Genomic DNA, 22275 nt, shown 5'->3' with positions numbered 1-22275 from the left:
GCTCATCCTGATAGAATGATGACTTGGCCGGCGCCGTAATCCACATGTCGGCGAGCCTATTTGTAATGTAGTTTTTTCTATCTGGCGCCGGAAAATAAGCGACAAGGTTTCCGTTCATATGCCTGGTTCTCCAACAGTCGTTGGAGAATTGTACATCCTCTAGTCGCTACAGCAGCAAGGGCAAACGCAGATTATTTTGCCAAAGTGTTGGTTTGCCAATTTGGTTCTGCTCCGCTGATCACGAAATTGGACAAGGCCCCAGGGGATCAAGAGGGGAGACGCGAGGATCATTCACGTTGAAGACATAACGCCTCTCGCAGACATCCCAGGTCGGCGGGATTCCTGTGTTGTCGAAGATATCCGCGCCTTCTTTGAGATTGCGCCAAAAATCAACATGAGGGCTCGATGCGTTCGCCTGGATGTTAGCTTCCGTCATCGGAAAGGGCAGCAACTGTAGTTGGAAGGATCGATTGCCGCCTCTGAATGTTTCCCGGGCAAGTGCGAAAATCTCCTTGATGCCATCGTCGGTCATGGCGTAGCAGCCAACTGACAGACAGTCCCCATGAATCATCAAGTTTGTTCCAGTGCGCTCCCAAGCCTGATCAAATTTGTTCGGAAAACCGACGTTGAACGATAGCCAGTAGGAAGAGTTCGGGTTCATCAAGTCGGGTGTTACGTCGTAGAAGCCCTCCGGCGATTGATGATCGCCTTCACGGAATTTTGGCCCTAGTTCCCCTGACCATTTGCATATGTCGTATGTCTTCAAGAGTCTGTATGTGCCGTCGCTGGTTCGTTTCCAAACCTCCAGCGTCGAAGTCTGTTTATAAAGGCGTATCATCATCGGGTAAGATGGCGAGGAGTTGATTTCGGCCATCCGTTGGAGGAGCTCTGGCGGCAGCGGAACGTTATGGCGATTGTCGCCCATGTACTGACTGCATGCTGCCAGCGCCAAGGTGGCAAAAAATACGACAACTACGCGACTGACATATGCGATTGCGAGGGGCATGGGGATCACCGGAGTAAGTGCCAGCTAACCATACTGGCTCGGCGTTACCGATCTCTTGCCGTCGCAGTTTCACACGCTGCCGGCTCACGCAGTTGGCATTGCTGCATGCGGCGCGAACATTCACGCCGTCAAGCATCCTGTAACTCACAAAGCGGCGTTCTGCCAATTTCTCGGAATACGTCTTCTCATCGCTTCCGCCGGTGCGGACAGCCGTCGACAAGTCTGATGGTGACTAGACCACGTCAGACCCACCCCACCCGGCCACCTGTTCACGATGGTTGGGCATTTTGCAGGATATGGTTTGCTGCTAACATAGAAGTGCACAAGCGTGCTCGCGCCTACTGCCGCAAGAAGACTTGGATTATCTGAAGGAGAAGTGTGATGTACGACCTTTCGGGCATCAAAGCTGGAATGGAAGTTCTTGGTGCCGACGGTGCGCCGGTGGGTACGGTCGCATCGGTGGATGGGGACCGTATTCGGTTGGAAGCCGTCGACATTGGGTCGCACGCAGGCCACAAGCACTACATCCCAGGCGGCATCGTGGCCATCGTGGAAGACAATACCGTTCGCCTTTCGGCCACCGGCGCTAATGCCGTCTTGCTGGATGAGGAAACCGACGGATCGCCAGCCGACTAAACTGTGTTCAATGCGAATTGGTACCAAGGCCCCTGATTTTGGGCGTGGCGGCGCATCTCTCTGGATAGGGCTAACCGGGCGCAGCCGTTCTTCGTGCGTTTCTCAGCAGAAGGGACACGAGCGGCATGCCGGCCAGCCTTGGCCGCAGGGAGCCGTCCTCGCCATAGACGAAAAGCAAGCGGCGACGAGCGAAGATATGGGCAAGCCAGAAGGTAAAGCCGACCCCTACCGCCCACCCCATTATCGTGTCGCTTGGCCAGTGAACGCCGACCAATTGCCGGGATAGGCTGATCAGAATGCCGATGGAAATGAAAATCGACCGGAACCTGGGGAATACCAGTGCAAGTGCCATGGCCATGGCGCCAGCGGTCGTGGCATGGCCAGAGGGAAAGGCGGCGTAGTCGGGGTTGAGGGCGAACACCTGGAAGTCAAGCGGATCCTCCCCTTGCGACACCGCGGGCCGGGCACGGCCAATCGAGTATTTCGTAATCAGTACAGCGAGTCCGCCGCCAGCAACCGATAGAAAAACAAACCCTGCCGCTGCCACAACGGCGTTGGCGCCCACCACGATCCGGCGACGCAACCGCGCTCTGGGCAGGAAAGCCAAAAGGATGAGCAGCGCGCCCGAGCCTACGAGCACTTCCACGCCTGCACCCAGCCGTGTGATGTGATTAGCGAGGGCGGACAACTCCTCGGGGAAAGCACGCATCCAGATCGCAATCGGACGATCGACATTGAATATGGTCCACAGCGAAAGAGCAAACAATAGCGCGAGAATGACCAACGGACGCTCGAGTGGAGCGCGAAGCGACGGAGACGTTGCACTCGCCGGGGCAACTAAGCGGTTCCAACCGGTAGCAAGTGGCCATCGGCTTCTAGAAAGCTCTTGGGCTTTTTCCATCCTGCAACCTCAATGACGGACGCCTTCCGCGAGAACGTGCATCTTGCTACCTTCTTTACCTATGGGACCGCCACTGCAATTTTGCCGCAGATGGAGAGAACAAATTACCCGCCTCATATTACCGTGATGCGGTCGTGAACCACGGATCGAATACTTCTAGACGCCTGCCAGCAGCCAGGTATGGAGAAGGATCGATTGCGCTGCTCTCATTACGAATTTCAAAATGCAGATGGGGTCCGGTCGACCGGCCAGTGGAGCCGACGAGCGCGATCACCATATCCGCCTCTACCTCGTCCCCTTGGTCAACCAGTGCTCGCGAAAGATGAGGGTAGCGCGACATCAGGCCCGAGGCGTGGGTTACTTCGACCACTCTGCCGTAGTCGCCCTTCCAACCAACAAAAGTGACGGTCCCGCGGCCCGCGCTCAGGATCGGCGTGCCAGTCGGAGCTGGAAAGTCGATGCCGGAGTGAAATGCGGATTGGCCGGTGAAAGGATCTTGGCGCAGACCGAAGTTAGAGCTGATGCGTGTAGTTTCAATCGGTCGATGAATTGGTACATCGTCCATGGCCCTGCGCGCTTCCTCCAAGCGAGCCATGGCAGTGAGGATATCGACCATATCAGGGGTATCGGAACTTGATGGAAAATCGCTAGCATCCAAAAATGGACCGCCTATGGCCAACTCGCTTAGAGTCGGCTCATGGCCGACGCGCCTCAACTCTGCTACGATCGTCTCGACTGATCGGTCCATCACCTCGGAAAGGAGCGTCACCGAGTCTCCGATCTCTTCTTCCATTGCTCTTAAGTTCGCTTCAAGAATGTCAAGCTGCTCAGCAGGGCTCGCTCCACCCGTCGCCGAAAGGACTGGGCTTTCATTCGACTGGGGGAATGGTACCAGCTCAGGAGCCAGTGCCGTCTTCGCAAGCATCTCTATCGCCAAGAGCTGATCTTCCAGCTGTGCCTGGCGTTCAACCAATTCCTGACCTCTAAGAGTCGCTGTTCCGGAGTTCGCGATTTCTCTGGATCGAAGCCGGTCAACATTCGTGCTCAACTCGGCGATGCGGTCTTCATAGGCCCTCAGCACCACGGAACTTCGGTTGTTCCAGAAATCGCTAAGGTCCTCATTGTTGAGGAGTATCGTGAATGTGAGCACATTGGTGAGAAGCAGCCCGCCAAGCACCCCCCAACAGGCGAGCGTTTGATATGATGATGCACGACCGCTCACGACGACGACTCCTGAGTACTCCGGACAAAATCGTTCGCTATGGTTAACGAAATGGAAATGCCCCCGCCTGAGCAGATCACATTTTCAGGAATTTCATCTCTTTGGCGTAGGTGGAATTCTGGGTCCGTACGGCCATCACGGCGCAGTGACGCCTCGGAGATCACTTCTCAGCCCGAACTTACGCAACTTTTTCATTCGGCCCATTACCTCTCTCGCCCAATACGCTTTGCGATATACTTGCAGGCAAGGGTGCGGGTTTTTCGATACGCCCCAAGATCGGCAATATGACGAGGAAGTAGGCGAAATAGTATGCCGTCGTCACTTTGGCGAGGAGAACATAGATCCCCTCGGCAGGCTGCGCGCCCAGATAAGCCAGTGCGATGAAATTAACGACAAACAGCCAGAAGAACGGCTTGAACAGTGGGCGGAACGTTCCCGAGCGTACCTTGGATGTGTCGAGCCACGGCAGGACGAACAGGAACAAGAGCGACCCGAACATCACGATGACCCCACCCAGCTTGGAATCGATGAACAGGACGTTGAAATCTATTGCCCTCAGCATGGTGTAGAAGGGCAGAAGGTACCATTCGGGCACGATGTAGGCTGGAGTAACCTGCGGATTGGCCGGGATGTAGTTGTCGGCATGCCCCAAGATATCAGGGGCAAAGAACACGAACCAGGCGAACGGGATCAGGAAGACAACGATCGCGAAAAGGTCCTTCATCGTATAGTAGGGGTGGAAGGGCAGCGCATCGCGGCTCTCTTTCACCTCGACCCCGGTGGGGTTGTTATTGCCCGGAACGTGCAGCGCCCAGATGTGCAGGACGACGACCGCCGCGATGATAAATGGCAGCAGATAGTGCAGTGAGAAGAAGCGGTTGAGAGTCGGATTGGCGACCGAGAACCCGCCGAGAAGCAGCGTCTGGATCGGCTCGCCTACGATCGGGATTGCAGAGAAGATACCGGTGATCACCGTGGCACCCCAGAGGCTCATCTGGCCCCACGGCAGCACATACCCCATGAAGGCTGTGGCCATAAGCAGGATGAACAGGATCACCCCGAGCATCCAGATAATCTCGCGCGGCGCTTTGTAGGACCCGTAGTAGAGGCCGCGAAACATATGGACATAAGCGGCAAAGAAGAACATCGAAGCACCCACCGCATGGGTACCCTGGATGATGCGCCCATAGTTGACGTCACGACGAATCTGCTCGACCGAAGCAAAGGCCATATCCACGTTCGGAGTGTAGTGCATGACAAGAACAACGCCTGTCGCGATCTGCACCACGAGCATGAAGGCCAGGATGCCCCCGAAGGTCCACCAGTAATTGAGGTTCTTTGGGGTGGGGAAATCCATCAGGTGCTCTTTAGAGAACCTAAGGATCGGAAGCCTTTCATCGAGCCAGCGTTCGATCCTGGTGCCGGGCACGTAGCCGCCAGAGTGGGTCGTTGCTTTCGAGTCGCTCGATGCCGCCAAAGTTCTCGAGTCCTTTTTTCTGCGTTTCCGCCTGATGCCTAGGTCATTTTTCTTGGTAGCGCGCGGGCCGTCCGTGTCTTTAGTATGTGAGAATGTCGATCTCGGCCGAACGAACATCATTCCACTGCGAAACTAAGCCTGTTGCGATAAGGATGTGCGATGTCGCGGAATGTCGCACTGAACATGCTCTTTGCGCGGCACTTCCCCACGTGCCCAGGTCGAAACCGACTTAGCTCAGACCCAAAGTTCTCTTTCGTCCGAAGCTCCAATCGATGCCGCCGTCGCTGCGCGCGACGCCCGAGATGTGCTTGCCGAGATGCTGCTCGACCGATGGTGTCCAGGGCACGAGCTTGAACCCCAGTCCATCGTCAATCATCGCCACGCGGCCCGAAGCGAGCGCGAAACGCTGGCGATAGGTGCCGGCCACATACTCTCCCGATGCCGCTTTCTGGAACGGGCTACCCGTCTCTGCGGCCAGCCGTTCCCCAAGCGCGTCCAACTCGCGGCGCCGCAAGGTGGCGAGAAGACTACGGGCGAAGACAATGCGCTGACCCTCGCGCCGGGCCAGGCCCTCCTCAATCAGGTGATCGGTGCGTGCCTCGAGCGCCTGCTGCACCTCGGCGCCGAAGCCGCCGCCGAACCCGGCCGGATCGCCGGGCACGAGTTGGCGGTCGAGCCAGGTGGCGCCATCGGACTTGATCTGGTCCGCGATAGACAGGTCCGAGCGCACCGCCAGTGCGGTTCGAACATTGTCCCTGGAATCGGTGTAGGTGCGCAGCTCGACGATAGAGCCGAGCCCGCCGTCGCCGGTGGCGGAAAGATCGTGGAAGCGGATATGGTGAGTGCGCCCGTCGGTGCCATCGATCACCGCATAGGCTTCCCCGGTCAGTTCATCATGCAGGCCGCGATCAACCATCCTGCCGATGACCGGGCTGTCGCCGCCCGCGCTTGCGAGCGTATAGTCGGACACGGCGCGCTCAATACCTCGGTCGGCGAGCGCCTTATGCATCCGTTTGATGATGTCGTTGCGCTCGCCCAGTTCGCGTAATGTGGATTCGGCTTCCTCTGCGATTTGCCATTGCTGGCCGCCGACCGGATGAGCCAGGCCGAAGCTTTCGAGCGTGCGTATCCGGCCGGCCTTGAAGGCATGATACTGGTCCGGCCGCTCGCCGGGCTTGGGCGCGAGATCGACGATGCGGTTCTCACCGCCTTCGCGCAGGAACTGGCGGTCGAGGTCGGTCCAGCGGTCGGCTCCCGTCTGCCGCTCGAGGCTGGCGCGAATGTCGAGATCGGTGCGGGGCCCAAGTTCCTGAGTGATGAGATCGCGCGCCCGGTCGCGCAACCCTGAGCGGATATAGTCGCGCGAGATCACCAGATCCTCGCCGGTGTCGGCTACGCCGCGCACGAGGACATGGATGTGTGGATGCTCGGTATTCCAATGATCGATCGCCACCCATTCGAGATCGGTGCCGACGTCCTTCTGCATCTGGTCCATAAGCTCGCGGGTAAAGCCCTTGAGGTCGTTCAGGTCCCCCGCGTCCTCGGGTGAGACGATGAAACGGAAATGGTGCCGGTCGTCGGCGCAGCGCTCGGCAAAGTCGCCGGCGTCGGCATGGTCGGTCTCGGGGCCGAACAGGATTGCCTTCTTGCCGTCGCGAGTGACACCCTCGCGCCGGAGGTAATCGAGATGGCGCGAGGCGCGTGCCCCTGAGCCGCCGTTGCGGACAACCCGCGCCTTGACCACGGCAACCCGGCTGCGGCGCATGATGAGGCGATTGGCCACAACATTGGCGGTGCGACCGCGCCCGAAGTTGGAGGAGCCCGACGACCCGAAGCCGTTGCCCCGCCCGCGGCTGCCGCCGGCTCGCGTGGCAGCCGCGAGCGCCTGGGCGATGAAGGGCCGCATTCTCTGGCTGGCACGCGAGCGGATGCGTCCCGGCCGAACCTTGAAGTCGCGATCCTTGCTCATGGCCGAAATCTCCGCACGGTGCGAAATGGACTCAAAAGCAACGCGAAATCGCGATGGCGCACAGTGCGATATCGGCCAGTACGGTGCGATATTGGCTTGGAAACCCCCTGGCTCCCGCACCCCCGACCGTGCCGCACCGTGCGGCTTTTATCTTGCCATGACCCCAGCTTGTTGCCCCCTCCCTGCCGGCCCTTCCGCTCTTGTGCCCCTGGCTGCGCCCCAATGCGATACTCCGCGAAGCCGATCATGGGGCGCTCCCCGGACGGGAATTGACCGGAACAAAGATCGGTGCGGCGTAAAGATCGGCATCGGACGGACGGCCGGTTGACGGCTGGAGCGCAGTCAGATCGACGATGCGTTGCAGCGGGACGGACAACGCGGATGCAGAAGGATTGTCGACGGATGTGGTTTCGAGCACGTCGAAGGTGCCGCCGACCAGCGCGGAATGTGCGCGAGATTCGTGCGCTTCGGCGATGACGGTGGCAAGAGTTTCGACGTAAGCCAGCGTCTCGGCCGGCAGTTCGCGCGCACCGGACAGATACTCCTCATAACGTCCGGGACCGGCATTGTAGGCGGCGAGAAACCCGTCCGGTCCGAACCGATCGAGCATCTCGCGCAGATAGGCGGTGCCCGCAATGATGTTGTCACGGACATGCAGCGGGTCGGGCCCGAGATGATAACGTTCGCGCAACTCGTCATAGGTCGCCGGCATCACCTGCATCAGCCCGATAGCGCCCTTGGGAGAGACGGCGGACGGCTCGTTGCTGCTCTCGGCGGTGATGACGGCGCGTATCCAGTGCTCGGGAATGGCGAAGCGGAACGATGCTTCGGCGATCGGGATCGCGAAGGGATCGACCGCTTCGAGGTGTGCCGGAACGTCCTGGGCCTGCACGGGCATGACGGACGCGATGCCGATCATACCGCTCACAACGGCGAGCATGAATGCACGCCGAACGATAAATCCCGCACGGCTTTCGGTCCCGACCAGCAACAATCCCGCCACCGTGCTCGCACCCCTCAAGGGCAAGGCGCAAGCGCCGGCCGGGGGGCGCCCTTGACCGGCCCTGCGCGCGATGGCTGCATGGTAGCCGATCGGGACGGAGGGATTGACCGGCTGACGATCGAACAAAGGGATTGGACCGAAAGGGCGGTTCCGCATGGGATCACGCCCTCGCGTCGCGCCGCGACGGGCGCGACCATTGCAAGGTATAGGCGGCGTCCCCGGAGCGGAAGAGATTGGCATGCACGGGCTGCGCAAAGGCGAGGCCGTCGATCAGCACGGCGACATATTCCCCGGCCTTCTCGCCCACCCTCGTCCAGCCGGCACCGATCTCGGCACCGGCCGCATCGGTGACATGGATGCGGTAGTCTGGCGCCTTCTCGTTGCCGCCGCGCTCGAGCGGCACCAACACCACGTCCACGCCGAGTATCGGGGTCTGTATCCTCCCCGAGAAGCCGCTTTCCGTGCGGGTGAATTGTCCGATTTGTGCCATTGGAACCTCCGTTGATGGCTGGGTGGAAAAGACGGTCAGCGCGTCGGGGGGCGCCATTCGTAGCGGCCGTCGCCCTCCTCGTCGGTCCAGAGCGGGAGCGCCCGGCCGATGATCGTGGCGTCGGGCAGCGGCCCGAAATATCGGCCGTCGAGGCTGTCGGCGGATTGCCAGTTCATCAGGAAGATTTCGTCGTCGGCGAGAATGCGGCAGCCTCGCCAGGCCAGCAGGTCGCGGCCGGCGCCGTCGCGCGCCAGCGCCGCGCCCATCTCGATACCGTCGACGGAGATGGTCAGCCCGTCGCGGCAAACCTCCTGACCGGGCAAGCCGAGGACGCGCTTGAGCATGGGCACGCCGCGCGGCAGATAACCGCGCTCGGCGAGGAACGCAGCAAGCGTTTCGGGCGGCGTGACGGCGACCAGATCGGCGATCTCCAGATGATCGGCGGGATGCACGGTGAAGAACCCCACCGGCACGCTGGGCGAGGCGTTCCAGATCAGCGCCGGCGGCGGATCGACGAAGGCCGAGGCGCCAATGGCAACGCTGGCGAGATACGTGGTGATCACCCATCCCAAGCGCGTCATGGCGCGATCCCCCGGCGCTTGAGCCAAGCGCGGTGCTGCGCAGGCTCGTATGCGTCCGGTTCAAGGCCGGCGGCGATACGATTGTGGGCGTACCGCCAATAGTCGGTCGCCGCGTCGGCCGGATCGACGCCGATGGCCTCTACGGCGTCGATTGTCTTCAGGACGCGCTCGACCTTGGGCCAGCCATTGACCTTGAGCAGGATATCCCCGCCCGGCCGAACGAAAGGGAGCGTTTGATAGACCTGCCCATGTTCGACGGCGAGGACGATGTCGATACGCGAGATGATGGTACCGTAATCGTTGGCCGCCCAGCGGACGAAGGCAAAGACGCTGCCGGGGGCGAAGCTCGCGCGGCGGCGGTGACGGTCTAGGCGCTGGTTGTGCGCGGGATGGCCGAACCTGATCCAGAACTCGATCTTCTTTTCGATCCAAGTGAGCTCGACATGCGTTAGGAGCGCGGTCATGGCGTCCCCCTTTCCGGCGCCATGCCCAGCCTGCCGCGCGCCGGAGGCGAACGGTATCCACACACTTCCCCGGTCAAGAAGAAGGTTAGATTCTTGATGTTAGGATAGTTAGAGGGGGCCGATTCCGCGTTTAGTATCCCGACCTTACGCGGTGTGAGCGTTCCCGATAGTACGGGTCGGGCGTTCCTGATAGTACGGGCTTGGGCGTTCCCGATAGTACGGATCCGCGCCGAAGTTTTGCACACGGTTATCCACAAGGCGGCGCGCGCGGTCATGGCCTGCCTCCCGTCCCGCGATCGGGTTGGAAGCCAAGCCGCTCTCCGCCGTCAGCACCAATGAACAACAGGAGGCGATATCCGGGCAATGGCTGCCGCCGGACGATGCCGCGCAGCTCGAAGCGGAAGCGGCGGGGCGGCGAGAGCGTGCCGGATTTGAGATAGAGGTGCGTGACGTCGAAGCTCCAGCCGCGCGCCTGCCGACCGCCGTGCTTGCGCGCGAGCCGGTACAGCCAGCGTTCGAGGCCGCCCGTCAGCGCGAAATAATCTCGGTCGATTGTGAGGATCAGCGCCTCGTCGAGCACACCGGCATAAAACCAGTCTGGGAGGATGAGTTCGATGCCGAGCGGGCGCCCGTTTGCGTCGAGCCGTTCCTTCCACTCGTTGATCCAGGAGAAGCGGTGGCGGCGGCGCTCGCTGATCTGCCGGATGGAGGTGACGATCGTGGTCGATTGAAGCCGGTCGAGCGCGGCTTTGAGGCGCTCGTAGCTCAGCGCGGAATCGCCGCGGCCGATGAAGGCGAGAATCTCGTATGGGGTCGCAACCATGAGGCGTGACGTGGCGAGGCCCCGGTCGCGGGCATCGACGATCTGGCTAGCGGCCCAGATCAGGATATCGGCATCCCAAATGGTCGCCATGCCGTGCTCGACCGTAGCCTCGACCCGGATGACCACCTCACCCATACGGAAGTCGATCGGCGCGATGCGCCGGGACTTGGCGAGCGAGAAGAACGGCCAGGCCATGAGATCCTGAGCATCGCGTGGCGCGATGGCGCCGGAGCGCGCTCGGAACAGGTCGAGTTGGTCGGTCTCGGAGCGGACAGGTACGGCCATTGAAAGACGCCGCCCTCAACGCTTGCGTTCGGCACCGGGATCCGAGGTCGAGCGACGCGCGCCGTCCTCGGCCCAGGCTTCAAGATCGGCGACGGCGTACACCACACGACCACCGAGCTTGCGGAAAACCGGCCCGGTGCCGAAGACGCGGTGCTTTTCGAGGGTACGCGGGGAGATGGCAAGCAGACGCGCCGCGTCGGGGGTGCGCAGGTAGCGCGGGAGAATGGGAGGCAAGGGTTCGGTCATGATAGGGCTCCGTCGCTCTGGCAGCCCAGCTTCGGATAGCGGGGCTGACCGACGGCAAGCGTGGCGGAGAATTCGGCCCAGGGGGGAGTCCCGACCTTGCGGCGAAAAATCCTTTGAAATTTGTCCCCCCTTGCCGGAACCGGCATGAGGATGTGGCCGGATCAACCCCAGCGAATGCGGTGGAAGGAGCGGGTAAGGAGATGACGATAGTCGCCGTCGCGCATGGCATGTCCAAGCCGGATCAGGCGGGCGACCTTCTTGCGCAGACCTGAACTTTTCCAGCCATGGGAGGTGATGTCTCGCGCTTCCTGGGTGAAGAGAACAGCGCCAACCTCGCGGCGGCTGGCACCCTCTTCCTCGCCGTCGAGTGCGCGCAGCGAGAGGGCAAGACGATGAAGCCGGTAAGGGGTTAGGGCCGGTTCGGGAGTTGGGGCGCCTGTCGGCAGACCGGCCAGCTTGAGCAGAAGTCGCATCAACGCTTTGAGGCGAACTATCCGCCAGGTATCGTTCGGAATGACAAAGGCCCAACCCGTCGCGTCTGCATCCGCCTCCACCCGCATTCGGAGTTCGCCCTCGGTGTCACGCAGCACAATGGAGCGGCCGGCACCGTCATAGGATTGGGCGAGGAGATCAGGCAGGCTTTGGGGCGGAATTGCGTGTACATCGGGGAAGCCAGGGGGTGCCGGTCCGATCAGCACGACACTCGGCAGGAGGTGCGGTTCCCAAAGAACTGGCGCGTCGGGCGCCGCGAAAGGACAACCCCCAGGACTCGCGCAACCGCCGCATGGCCTCGGTGGCGTCGATCTGGCCGCTCTTGACCTTGCGATCGAGCTCTGCGCGCTCCTCCCGGAAGCGTGGATCGCGCGAGATGAACTCGAACGCGAGGTGTTCGAGGTCGAGCGTTTTGAAGTAGTCCGTGGACGCGGACGACCGCCAGTCCCCAGCCATTGCCATAATTGCCTCCTCCCCTAGTCCGCCGATCGCAGGGAAGTGCCCGATTATCAAGGGCAGGGTGGAACGGCATAGGGCAGCGTCGCCTATCACAGCATAGGGCACTGGTGGCGTGGCGCACCGTCGCGGCGATGACAGGCGCACTGGGAGGGGCTCGGCCTATTCTATACGGGCGCTACGCAGTAGTTCGTAACCGCCAGTGCTAACCATCCAGTGCGCGCGAGCCAGATGGGCCTGGTAGGCTTGATAGGCGCGCTCGGGCTCAGCCTCTGGATCGATTCTGAGAACGGTTTTCGCGACTTCCGTCCAGTCGGCACCTTTTTCCTCGGCTATGAGCAGGCGGAGATAAACATAGAGAAGGCGATAGTCGTAGTCGGTCAGCTCGTCGGAGAGCACCGGCGCGTCCGCGATCTCTGGTTCCCGTTCTGGCCGTGGCCTCTTCATCCAAAGCATCCCAGATCAGCATATTTGCGTAGTGACAAAGTGCACCCCGCAAACCCGATAGACAACGGGGTTTATACGTCACGCCAATAGCTTCGAACTATCACACCCCCATGCCCTATCTATAACAATTACAATAATGTGACGAAACTTGTCCGGCTTTTCATCCCCACTCTGCTTGGCACCAACGTCGAGACTTCATGGTCAATCCGCAATGGTCAGCGGGGCAAGGAGTTGCTGTGGGTGAAACCTCGGATTTTCCTTCGCCTGTCGAGAATACTCCGTAGTGGAATTCTCGACAAGACGCTTCCTTTCGGAGATGGGAATACGGGAAGTCTTCGCGCAGAATCTGAAGTCCCTGCGGCAGGCGCGAGGGCTGACGCAGGAAGAATTGGCGCATCGGGCTGAGGTGGACCGTACCTACATCAGCTCGTTGGAGCGCTGCATCTATGGCGCGAGCATCGACGTGGTGGACCGGCTCGCCGAGGTTCTCGATGTCGATGCTGCCGATCTGCTCAAGCGTCCGGCCGATGCGCAAAAGGCTTGATGGAACGGGATGAATAATGATGGTCGTTCGCCCCTTACAGGGCGAACGGGCCCAGTTCACGAACAATGGTATCGCCATCGCCGTCATATTCGGCGGCAGGCATCACGCCCATTGCGCCATCCCCGGCGCGGAAGATAACGATTGTCACCATAAGGGTGCGGGCGAGGTTGAAGGCCATTGCGTTGGCATCTGCAAGGGACTTTTCCGGCTCCTGCTCTGGAAGCGGGGACCATTCCCCGCTCGACAGGCGCCCGATGTTTCAGCCGTGACCGCGATCACCTTGCAGGCACGAGCCGGAAAGGCCGCAAGCTCGCGTAGCGGACCCTTTATGGGTTGATCTTATTAGGAAACGTCTGAACCAAGGTCGCCCATCGAGAGCGGGGTGGTTTCCGCGACCAGGTGCCGAACCAGCCTCGCAAGCGACGCCCTCAGACCGCGACCCTGATCCGATAAGCGGTTCAAAATCCGCCACCGAGAGGCCGATAATCCCGATCCGCATGATGAGAAGAGCATACAGGGCCGGAACTGGTGTGCGTGAGAAGCCTTGGTCACCCCCCGGCACTCTAGGCGAACTCCAAGCCCCGGAAACAAAAAAAGCCCGGCGGTCCAGCCGCCGGGCCTCGATTGTCCCGATCAGAACGGGATGTCATCGTCGTCGTTGCTGTCCTGGTTCGCCTCGGCCTGCTTACCCCGGCTGAGGAAATCCACCGTCTCGGCGATAATCTCGACACCGTAGCGCTCGATTCCTTCGGCATCGGTCCACTGGGTGTAGTGGATGCGGCCGCGGACTAGAACCTTCATGCCCTTCTGGCAATAGTCCTGGACCGTCTTGCCCAGGCCGTTGAAGGCGATGACGCGGTGCCATTCGGTGTCCTGAACCCTCCGGCCTTCTGCGTCGCGGAGGACCTTGCCCTCCGAATAGCGCGGACGCGAGGTGGCGAGGGTGAAGTTGGTGACCCTGGTGCCGCCAGGCACGTTGCGGGTTTCGGGGTCGCGTCCGATGTTGCCGGCGAGAATGACGATGTTCTGCATTTTTAGTCTCCGTTGCTTCTACCGGAGGGACCATCCCTCCGATGAGCCCCGGAAAAGGCCGGCTGGATGCGGTGGCAACCCTTAAGGACCGGGGTGGGGCGGGCAGGCGCGGCACGCGCCAACACGGCCGGTTCCGCGGGGGTTGCTGGCGGAGACAGCACGGACTTAGGGGATCGGTCAGGAGGAGGGAATGATCTTTCCGGGAATGCCCGGAGATACAAGCAGCCGCATCGTTTCGCTGGCGAAAGGACCTATCCCCAATGCGGGTGGCGCGGCATCAGCTACCAACTCCTCGGTCCGCCCACGCAACTATTTCGGGGGTAGGTCTTGGTGAACCGAGGCGCAGCAGGGGGAACTTGCGGTGAGGGCAACGGCAGCACTCACGGTTTACGGCCCAGGCTGGGTCCATGCTGCCGGAAGCGGAAAGGCAGGTCACCTTGTAGCCGCATCCACCACGCCGAGGCGGACGGTCGAAACGCTCGTCCGCTACGGTGTTGTGATTGCTCCCGAAGGTCATTATGTCCGGGGGATGCGGCCGGGTCGAACCATGACGCAAACGCCGAAATGAGACGATGACGCTGTGGCAATCGAGTCCCGGCGGCTGGATCGACGTGGACCTTGCGGTTCCATGCGCGCGGCGTGAACCTCAGCGCGAGGAGACGGCGGCGGCAGCCGTGCCCAGATTGAGGAGCGCCGCAATGCCCACGACAAGCCCGCTGGTCCCACCGAGTAGATTGAGAAGGAGCACGGAGTCGATGGCGTCTTTGGCAACGCCATAGGTGAGCGCATAGCCGGCGATGGCAGATGGCACGGCAACGAGGGCGAGCGCGGCAAGGCGAAGCGCCGGGTTCCTGGCAAAGCCGATGATCGCAAAGACAAGTATCCATGACACCAAGGCGGCGCCGAGCGAAACAAGGAGCGCCGTCCAGAAGCCGATATCGGCTCCATACATCCACTGGAAAGCCGTTGTCGCCACCATGACAGGGAGCGCATAGAGGGCGAGATTCCAAGCGAGAACCGCGAGGACAATCGTGGCGGAGATGGCAAGCAGGATGAGCGTCATGGCAACCTCTGAAATCTGGGATCGAAAGATCACGTCAGGCGGCCAAAGGTAAGTTCTCGCCTGCAACCAAGCAGTTGCGCCGGTTCTGCACGAGTAAGCTATTCCTCCGCGAGCGCCATGTCGAGATCAGCTCGGGGGCAGTGTCTCAGTTTGAATTTCCGCTATCGACCCCATTGTTGTCGCTCCGGCTGATCCGCTCGCTACCCGAAACCTGCCGTTCATTCGGCGGGCCTCCCTTGGCAAAGCTGCCTTATCCGGTCGGTCCTGTTTAAAGGGGATTCGGCGACAAGCCACAGTTCCGCTGCCGATCCATCACTGCGGGGTAGCGGTTCCGGGCCGTTTATCCACGCGTGGGATCAGCATTTTACCTCTTGCCTTACGTTGACGAGATATATCGTTGTCCGATAGTTTTCTAATTGCGCCCTTCTCCCAAAGGAGAATGAATGACCTCAGCAGTGCGCGGTGGGGGGAGGAAACTACATGAACAGGCTTCCTGTTCTTAAGAAGCTTGTTGTTCAGAACTACCGACTTTACCCAGGTACTGCTGATCAGCCCGGGATCATATTTGATTTTGCTAATGGCGTCTCGATCTTGGCCGGCATTAACGGGCTCGGGAAAACGACGCTTATAAACATGCTATTCAGACTTTTGGTTGGTCCCTATGAGCTCCCAAAGGATTCCGCCTCTGCAAAATTTGGTTCCGCTGCGAAGGCAAACGTAATCAACTGGCCCGCCAGAACGAGCTTTTTTCCTCAAAGGGTTGCTGACAGGGCCAAAGACGCTTGGGCAGAGTTGACTTACGCCATCGGTGGCACTGAGTTTTCCGTTCGTCGCTCATTAGCTAATCTGCGAATTCAGGCTTGGTCCATGAACGGGCAGTCGATGCAGATCGGAAACGACGAAACGCATTATCAGAATAGCGTCTGCTTGGCGGCTGACGCTGGTCAATTCGTCGACTACCTTACGGCAGTAAAGTACCTGACGTTCTTCAATGAGGAGCGCCGTGACATCCTCTGGGACGACCAAGCGCAAAGGCAGTTCTACCGCATTCTCTTCACAACACCAGATGAAGCTCGTGAGTGGGTGAAGCTGGAGCAAGAGATCAGCAGCGCTGATAGCCGTGCACGAAATATATCTGCATCAGTGTACCAGCTTGAAGAGGACCTTAGAGCCGGTGAGGCCCTGCTTGTCAGCCACGCCGGTGTCGATGCCCGGCTCGCCGCGGAACAGGCTCTCCTCGACGCTGATCTTCAGAGACTTGCTGAACTAGAAGTTCAGGCCGAAGCGCTCGATGGTAGTCTTAAAGCCCTGCGTCGTGATCTTGAACGGTCGAAACTATTTGAAGACGGGGCTAGACGAGCGGTTGAGGAAATTCGTTTCAGAAGGCTAGGTAGCCTCTTTCCAACCCTGTCCGAGACAGCCCAATACATTCTTACACAGCTGTACTCCGAAGGGAGATGTCTCGCCTGCGACCAGCATTCGCCTGCGGCCCAAGCTCATTTGCATGAGGCTTTGGAAGCAGGCCGGTGCGTCGTGTGTGGCTCGAGCCTCGATGACTCGCCTCGCAAAGCTGTCGGCTTAGGCGTTCCCGTAAGCACCGAACTTTTCGACGAGGCTCGGGGTCGGTTAGAGGCGGCGGCCGTTCAACGTGCTGCTTTAGCCGAGGAAGAGCAGCACACAAGTGATGAATGGGCAGGTGTACTGAAAGCGCTGGGAGACATCACGACTAACATAAACAATCGAAAGAAAGACGTAGAGGCACTTCGAAAACAGCTCCCTCCAGATCCTGACGAGTTAGCGAAGCTGCGCTCGAGCATTGAGGAGCTACGCAACCGCGAACAGAATGAGAAGAAGAGGAGACATGGAGCGGAGGCCATTTATGAACGCTTGTTGTCCACCGTTAATGGCCGGATCGAAAACGCGGCAGCCCAAGTAAGCACGGCCTTCCAGGCCCTCATCGAAAAATTCCTAGAGGAGCGATGCAGCCTCACGTTCAAGACAATCTCGGACAGGCCTAGCCAAAGCGGTCGCATGTTCCAGTATCCTTCTCTGCGTTTCGAAATGACTGCGGCCGCATTTGAGGGGCAGCAGGTTAGGAGCTCGCCAGACGATGTGTCCGAGTCCCAACGTGAGTTCATAGATCTTGCCTATCGCATGGCTCTTTCAGAGGTTGCAGCGATTGACGGGGCAATGTCGATGGTCATTGAAACACCCGAAGCCAGCCTTGACGTGATATTCATGGCAAGAGCCGCCGAGATGCTGCGGTCCTTTGCATGCGACGGGCGCAGCATCGTCGTGACATCGAATCTCACGAGCTCAGTAATGATTCCCGCGCTGGTCGGCCCCGCTACCGACGACGAGGCGGTGATCGGTGAACGGCGCTCTCGCATTCTCAATTTGCTAAAGACAGCTGCGCCCAACGCCGCACTCCGCAGGCATCATGCAGAATACTCGTCATTCTTGGAGCGCGGGTTGCGGGGTTTTGACACGTGACCGAAACGCTTGACCAGATCAAACACCGAGTTCGCCTACTTCAATTGCTCGCATCGGCGGAGCAAGCGGCATTAGCCCCAATCTCGCTGGAGAAGCTGCATGCGTTCGCGTATCTCGCCGACATACTGAGCCCGGTATGGAATTTGAGACCATTTGAAGATCGCATAGGTCGCACAGGTCGTCCGCCTTATTACCCTGACCTGCAGTTGCAGCTTGATCTCCTCGTAGGGATGGGTCTCGTGGAGCCGAGCGAGCTGTCTTACACAGTTGAGGACGGCGGCGACGCAAGATTTTCTGCATCGTATGCATTGCGCTTCGCATCTCCGCACCTGCAACCGATCACGAACGAGCTAGGCGACGATCAAGATTCCGCGGCGGAGCAGAAGTTTCTTGATGCATTGGCGGAGGCACTCGCCTCGCTCCCAGACGATGAGATAGCTCAAGCTGCAAGTCATGATCTTGCCTATGAACGCAGCGCCTCCGACTTGGAGGATTATCTTGAGCTTGACAGTATCGTTGGTACCAGCAGAACCGAACGGGCAGTCGCCTCATTCGATCAGGTGTTTCCGGGCAGCAAACTCACGCCGGCGCGTCGCCTCTACATGTACGCAAATTATTTGGGTCGTCGCGCGAATGGATGAACTAGATATTGCGCAGCTCATTGCTGAAGCGGCGTATCGAGAAGGTGGAGTGGCGGGGCTTTCGGCCTCAACCACGGAGGAGAATCCAACTTTGCGGTTCTTCGACAACCTTCGGAGGGCTGCACTGGAATCGATGGATCGCGCTGAGGGGGCCGGCGCCTCTCCCACAGTTTTCGTCCTGTCTGAGAGATCAGCGCGCCAAGACGCCCGGTCAGTAAACGCCGCCGCATCACGCATAGTCGACATCAATTTGCGAAATCCCTCTGACTGGGAGGGCAAGCTGATTTTCACTGCTCCGCACGGCACAAGTGGCTGGTCGATTGTCCTTCCAGAAGGATCCGTCGATTCGGCCATTGATCTTCTCGAGAGCGCCGGCTTTGGACATCTCCCGATCGCCATCATTTATCCAGAACAGCGCGCTTTGAGTTGCTACCACGAAGGCGGGATATCAGAAGTCGCGCCGATCAATCTCCACCTTCCCGCGCAAAGTCGAACGGTAACAATCAAGGACATTTTTGACGTTCTTGAGGATATACGAAGAAACAGCCTGTTGACCCCACAGGTTGGGCCACCAGGTTTTTGGGCCGATGGGCCTGGCTATGAACCTGGGGCTGAGGCCGAACGCCATATACAGTGGGTCGTGGCTGCGCAGCTGAAATCGAATTTCCGGCCGCTTCTGGTGGACACCGAGCAAATCATCCCATTGGGTCGCATCGACATCGTCATAACGAACCCTTCGCCTACCAATGAGTCACCGCTGTACCCCGCCGTTATCGAGTTGAAGGCCCTCAAATCGAAGTCAAACGGGGGCGCTGCCTTCTCAGAAACGAAGAACGTGCGCGCTGTGCTCAAAGGAATGCGCCAAGCGAAATCCTATCGCGAAGTGAAACAGGCGAAGTATTCGGTTTTGGGATGCTTCGACATGCGGAAAGACAAGAATGATATCCTCAATCTCGGGCTTTGCGTAATGGCGAGACAACGGTACTTCCAGGACGACCGTGTGGATGCGTTCGTATTCCCCTTGTACGGGAGTTCGGAGGACGCCCAGGAGGAGTTTGCGGCCGCTGAAGCTGGTGTAAACTAGACTAGCCTTCGACCCCCCAAACCAGCAGCGTTTCGGCGAGCTCCGACTGGCCCCCTTGCTGCGGGGATGCTCTCATAGAACGGAATGGCTCCGCGGAGATGACGTGAAATCCCAGTTCGGCAGTCAGTTCGCACAAAATGTTCGCAACTGGAACATCGATGTTGGCGTAGCGGCTGTCTCCAACTACCATGTAAAGGCGACCGGTCGGTCTGAGCTTCTCCCGAACCACCTTCAAAATACCTGACATGTCATCGAAGTATGCCTCGATCATGTTAGGTATTCGTTTGTTCCAAAGCTTCCCCTGTACAGCTAGCAGTCTCTCAACTGACTCTTTCAGCAACGGTGAAGGCATACGCGATGATATCGACATGTCACGGTGTATTTGTACATGGCTTCGGAGCGTCGCCGCTCTGAGCGTCCGATTGTCATCAGCCGTAGCGAGATAACCTCCGATCCAAAGCTCGATGTTGTACACGTCAGTGTAGTCGAAAGAATTTGGATAGGGTGGAGAAAATATGCTGAGATCTTGCTCGCCGACCTGTTTCAAGCTGGTCCTAGCGTCACCTCGCAGCAGAGTATAGTCGCGACACATCCTCGCTTGGAAGCGTCTGATATCCTTGATGGCGCCAATTGCAGCGGCCTCGAAAGCCTCATCCACCCGGACCGGAGACACTCTCCGATCCTGCCAGTTTCTGCGATAACGGCGGCCCTTGCCTGATACAACGCAGTTGCTCACCGAAACTGCAAGGCCAGCTAACAGAACTCGAAACAGTCGACGGCATGTTTCGTCCTGTATCGAATTGATAGCGGCCCGGTACGCCAGCAAACGCCGCGCAACGTCCTTCCAGAAGAGGAAATTCCCTTTCACTCCTGGCTCAACGAACGTCAATGGCAAATTTGCCCCGAGATCGGAGGTCGTCTCTTCGAGACTCGCGACCGAGCGCCGGACTTCAGCATATGTTGAAACTAGTGCGTCGAAGTCGTACTGAGTAATTTTTGCTTCGATCAGATCCGCTAGGAACGGATTGACTTCACATGTGGTAGGGTGCGCCCCAAGAAACTGCGCCGCTAACGCTGTTGTTCCTGATCCTCCGAACGGGTCTAGAATAGTAGTCGCGCCACCGGTTTCAGCGACTGCACGCTGTATGAGTTCGGGCGCGAAAGCCTCTTTAAATGTCCGCCATGCTTGAAAAGGAATCGACAGCGACCCTGAGTTGGTACCTATTGTTGCTAGAGCGCGATCACCGGTCCATGTCTTGAACTGGACGTATGAGCCACTTTTTGCCGATATACTTGTGCTCTCAGACGTCATCAGATTTCCGTTGGGCAGATGGTATTTTTCCCGATATTATCACTGGGTAGCGTCCAGTATTAAATTTTCCGTAATTACGATGGTATTTATGGCTTCGCGCCACATTTCCCTGTTCTGCCGTTCGCCGGATCAGCAGCAATTCCATTCTCATTACTCCCGCAGACCTCGGGCTGCACGTTGGGCGCCGTGTGGCTTTCACCCACAAGACTTTAAGTCAAGAATCGAAGGGACGTACAGGTTGCGCTGCTGCGACACAACGGCGGCCAATGCTAAAAGTACCGTCAGACACGGTTGGGATAGGGTGATTCCCATCATCCCAAGTTGTTCACGGCGGGCGCGGAACTGCATTTTCGGCATTCGCGAAGGTGACCTAGATGACCGAAACGGGAAGCGGGTTGCCGTCGAATCGCAGGGTCTGTCGAACGGCCGCTTCCCCAACCCCACCGTCCAGAAGCTGCCAGACGGCTAGCCACCCCAGAGCCGAAATTCAAACTGAGATATTACTCGGCTTTACGGGCTCTCACCGCGAAGGCGAAGACGGCGGCGCTTATGCGCCGCCTCGATCGCGGAAGTCATAGACCTTGATGCCGAGCTTCCTCGCTTTGTCTGCGAGATTGTCTTGAATGCCCGTGCCGGGGAAGACAATGACGCCGCGCGGCAGCGTTTCGATGATCGCATCGTTGCGCTTGAAGGGGGCGGCCTTGGCGTGCTTTGTCCAGTCCGGGGCAAAGCCGACCTGCGGCACCTTGCGCTGATCGGCCCAGCGGGAGGCGATAAGTTCGGCGCCCTTTGGCGACTTGCCGTGCAGCAATACCATGTCAGCGTACTTGTCGCGCACTTTGTCTAGGACGCTCCAGATCAGCCGGTGATCGTTGAAGTCGAGGCCGCCCGAGACGGCGATTTTCGGACCATCGGGGCAATAGACCTCGGTGTCTGCCCAGCGCTTGGCGGTGAGGAAATCGCGGCTGTCGATCAGCGCCGAGGTCAGGGCGCGGTGGTTGACCTTCGAACCGGACCGTGGCCGCCAGGCCGAGCCGATGTGCTGTTCGAACTGTTCGGCGGCGAGATCGCGGAAGAGTTCCATGGCGTCCCGGCGTTCGATAAGGGTCAGCCCTTCGGCCGTGCGGCGTTCCAGCTCGACGGACTTCACCTCGCTGCCGTCCTGTTCGCGCTGGAGGCGGCGCTGGGCCTGTTCGTTATCGTCGAGATCGCGTTCGATCCGGACAGCGGCGCGCTGGAAGAGATTGACGGTTCCCCAGAGCACTTCCTCGAGGTCGGGCTCGAGGCGGGTTTCGCTCATCGAAGCCACGAGGGCGTCGAAGACATCGACCAGAGAGGAAAAGACGACATTGCCATCGGGCAAAGGCCTGGGATCGGGTTCGTCGTCATAGGGGCGCCAGCCATAGAGCTGAAGTTCGGAAAGGACATGATCGGTCGGGGAAGAGGCGTGACGGGGTTCGGCGTCGTCGTCATGGTCGTGGATCATCGGGGTGTTCCTTCGTCGGTCTGACCGCGACCCTCGCGGCCTTCGTGGCGACGAAAGCCCACGGGCGGGACGGGCTGGCAGTCCTCGCCCCGCGAGGGCCTTGATGGCCGCGCCGGCTATTT

Annotated in this window: 24 protein-coding genes; 5 read left to right on the top strand and 19 right to left on the bottom strand. The window is 59.5% G+C overall.

All coding sequences use genetic code 11. The features are described from left to right. Nucleotides 1-238: 238 nt before the first annotated feature. Nucleotides 239-1006, bottom strand: coding sequence for a hypothetical protein (locus ACP148_RS00615; RefSeq protein ID WP_421950087.1), 768 nt, complete (start codon nt 1004-1006; stop codon nt 239-241). A gap of 381 nt (nt 1007-1387) precedes the next feature. Here ACP148_RS00615 and ACP148_RS00610 point away from each other — a divergent pair, with 381 nt between their 5' ends. Beyond that, entirely contained in the window at nt 1388-1642 is a 255-nt protein-coding gene (locus tag ACP148_RS00610; protein WP_014131973.1) for a DUF2171 domain-containing protein, read from the top strand. 70 nt (nt 1643-1712) lie between these two features. Here the strand turns inward: ACP148_RS00610 and ACP148_RS00605 are convergent, their stop codons facing one another. The 13 genes from ACP148_RS00605 to ACP148_RS00545 form a co-directional block, all read right to left on the bottom strand. Next, nucleotides 1713-2426: a phosphatase PAP2 family protein gene (locus ACP148_RS00605; protein WP_014131974.1), complete on the bottom strand. Its 714-nt coding sequence runs from the start codon at nt 2424-2426 to the stop codon at nt 1713-1715. 235 nt (nt 2427-2661) lie between these two features. Beyond that, nucleotides 2662-3765 carry a M23 family metallopeptidase gene (locus ACP148_RS00600; protein WP_421950088.1) on the bottom strand — a complete coding sequence of 368 codons (1104 nt, stop codon included), beginning with the start codon at nt 3763-3765 and terminating at the stop codon, nt 2662-2664. Between the two features lie 178 nt (nt 3766-3943). Then, nucleotides 3944-5242 carry a cytochrome b gene (locus ACP148_RS00595; RefSeq protein ID WP_421950089.1) on the bottom strand — a complete coding sequence of 433 codons (1299 nt, stop codon included), beginning with the start codon at nt 5240-5242 and terminating at the stop codon, nt 3944-3946. A 229-nt stretch (nt 5243-5471) separates the two neighbouring features. Beyond that, a complete protein-coding gene (locus tag ACP148_RS00590; RefSeq protein WP_421950090.1) occupies nt 5472-7211 on the bottom strand; it encodes a relaxase/mobilization nuclease domain-containing protein in 1740 nt (579 codons plus the stop codon). Nucleotides 7212-7455: 244 nt separating this feature from the next. After that, on the bottom strand, nt 7456-8214 hold the full coding sequence (locus tag ACP148_RS00585; protein WP_421950091.1) for a lytic transglycosylase domain-containing protein: 759 nt from the start codon (nt 8212-8214) through the stop codon (nt 7456-7458). A 160-nt stretch (nt 8215-8374) separates the two neighbouring features. Next, entirely contained in the window at nt 8375-8704 is a 330-nt protein-coding gene (locus ACP148_RS00580; RefSeq protein WP_421950092.1) for a DUF736 domain-containing protein, read from the bottom strand. A gap of 35 nt (nt 8705-8739) precedes the next feature. After that, nucleotides 8740-9285 carry a S26 family signal peptidase gene (locus ACP148_RS00575; protein ID WP_421950093.1) on the bottom strand — a complete coding sequence of 182 codons (546 nt, stop codon included), beginning with the start codon at nt 9283-9285 and terminating at the stop codon, nt 8740-8742. Further along, the gene (locus tag ACP148_RS00570; protein ID WP_421950094.1) at nt 9282-9749 is read right to left on the bottom strand and encodes a DUF2840 domain-containing protein; all 468 of its coding nucleotides are present in this window, start codon (nt 9747-9749) and stop codon (nt 9282-9284) included. The genes ACP148_RS00575 and ACP148_RS00570 overlap by 4 nt, the downstream gene beginning before the upstream one ends. A 271-nt stretch (nt 9750-10020) precedes the next feature. Next, on the bottom strand, nt 10021-10857 hold the full coding sequence (locus tag ACP148_RS00565) for a replication initiator protein A (RefSeq protein WP_421950095.1): 837 nt from the start codon (nt 10855-10857) through the stop codon (nt 10021-10023). 15 nt (nt 10858-10872) lie between these two features. Continuing rightward, nucleotides 10873-11103, bottom strand: coding sequence for a helix-turn-helix transcriptional regulator (locus ACP148_RS00560; RefSeq protein ID WP_421950096.1), 231 nt, complete (start codon nt 11101-11103; stop codon nt 10873-10875). A gap of 161 nt (nt 11104-11264) precedes the next feature. Beyond that, complete coding sequence (locus tag ACP148_RS00555) at nt 11265-11801, bottom strand: DUF2285 domain-containing protein (protein WP_421950097.1); 537 nt, start codon at nt 11799-11801, stop codon at nt 11265-11267. Continuing rightward, the gene (locus ACP148_RS00550) at nt 11734-12051 is read right to left on the bottom strand and encodes a transcriptional regulator domain-containing protein (RefSeq protein ID WP_425033612.1); all 318 of its coding nucleotides are present in this window, start codon (nt 12049-12051) and stop codon (nt 11734-11736) included. Before ACP148_RS00550 ends, ACP148_RS00555 begins: the two co-directional genes overlap by 68 nt. Before the next feature lie 162 nt (nt 12052-12213). Then, entirely contained in the window at nt 12214-12498 is a 285-nt protein-coding gene (locus ACP148_RS00545; protein WP_421950099.1) for a DUF2285 domain-containing protein, read from the bottom strand. Nucleotides 12499-12814: 316 nt separating this feature from the next. Between ACP148_RS00545 and ACP148_RS00540 the strand changes: the two genes are divergently transcribed. Then, the gene (locus ACP148_RS00540; RefSeq protein WP_421950153.1) at nt 12815-13042 is read left to right on the top strand and encodes a helix-turn-helix domain-containing protein; all 228 of its coding nucleotides are present in this window, start codon (nt 12815-12817) and stop codon (nt 13040-13042) included. Between the two features lie 34 nt (nt 13043-13076). Here the strand turns inward: ACP148_RS00540 and ACP148_RS00535 are convergent, their stop codons facing one another. From ACP148_RS00535 to ACP148_RS00525, 3 genes are all read right to left on the bottom strand, one after another. After that, nucleotides 13077-13220: a hypothetical protein gene (locus tag ACP148_RS00535; RefSeq protein ID WP_421950100.1), complete on the bottom strand. Its 144-nt coding sequence runs from the start codon at nt 13218-13220 to the stop codon at nt 13077-13079. 455 nt (nt 13221-13675) lie between these two features. Beyond that, nucleotides 13676-14074 (bottom strand): single-stranded DNA-binding protein, encoded by a 399-nt coding sequence (locus ACP148_RS00530; protein ID WP_421950101.1) that lies wholly within the window; start codon nt 14072-14074, stop codon nt 13676-13678. A gap of 646 nt (nt 14075-14720) precedes the next feature. Further along, on the bottom strand, nt 14721-15137 hold the full coding sequence (locus tag ACP148_RS00525) for a hypothetical protein (protein ID WP_421950102.1): 417 nt from the start codon (nt 15135-15137) through the stop codon (nt 14721-14723). A 480-nt stretch (nt 15138-15617) separates the two neighbouring features. Here ACP148_RS00525 and ACP148_RS00520 point away from each other — a divergent pair, with 480 nt between their 5' ends. The 3 genes from ACP148_RS00520 to ACP148_RS00510 are packed head-to-tail and all read left to right on the top strand — an operon-like array spanning nt 15618 to nt 19355. Further along, nucleotides 15618-17630, top strand: coding sequence for a hypothetical protein (locus ACP148_RS00520; protein ID WP_421950103.1), 2013 nt, complete (start codon nt 15618-15620; stop codon nt 17628-17630). Further along, nucleotides 17627-18271, top strand: coding sequence for a hypothetical protein (locus tag ACP148_RS00515; protein WP_421950104.1), 645 nt, complete (start codon nt 17627-17629; stop codon nt 18269-18271). Before ACP148_RS00520 ends, ACP148_RS00515 begins: the two co-directional genes overlap by 4 nt. Next, nucleotides 18264-19355, top strand: coding sequence for a hypothetical protein (locus ACP148_RS00510; RefSeq protein ID WP_421950105.1), 1092 nt, complete (start codon nt 18264-18266; stop codon nt 19353-19355). The genes ACP148_RS00515 and ACP148_RS00510 overlap by 8 nt, the downstream gene beginning before the upstream one ends. A 1-nt stretch (nt 19356) precedes the next feature. Here ACP148_RS00510 and ACP148_RS00505 read toward each other — a convergent pair whose 3' ends face one another. Next, the gene (locus tag ACP148_RS00505) at nt 19357-20667 is read right to left on the bottom strand and encodes a hypothetical protein (protein WP_421950106.1); all 1311 of its coding nucleotides are present in this window, start codon (nt 20665-20667) and stop codon (nt 19357-19359) included. A gap of 547 nt (nt 20668-21214) precedes the next feature. Further along, nucleotides 21215-22153 carry a DUF2493 domain-containing protein gene (locus tag ACP148_RS00500; RefSeq protein WP_421950107.1) on the bottom strand — a complete coding sequence of 313 codons (939 nt, stop codon included), beginning with the start codon at nt 22151-22153 and terminating at the stop codon, nt 21215-21217. Nucleotides 22154-22275: the final 122 nt, after the last annotated feature.

This window comes from Pelagibacterium sp., assembly GCF_965249125.1.
Classification (GTDB): domain Bacteria; phylum Pseudomonadota; class Alphaproteobacteria; order Rhizobiales; family Devosiaceae; genus Pelagibacterium.
This window is presented reverse-complemented; position numbering and strand designations above follow the sequence as displayed.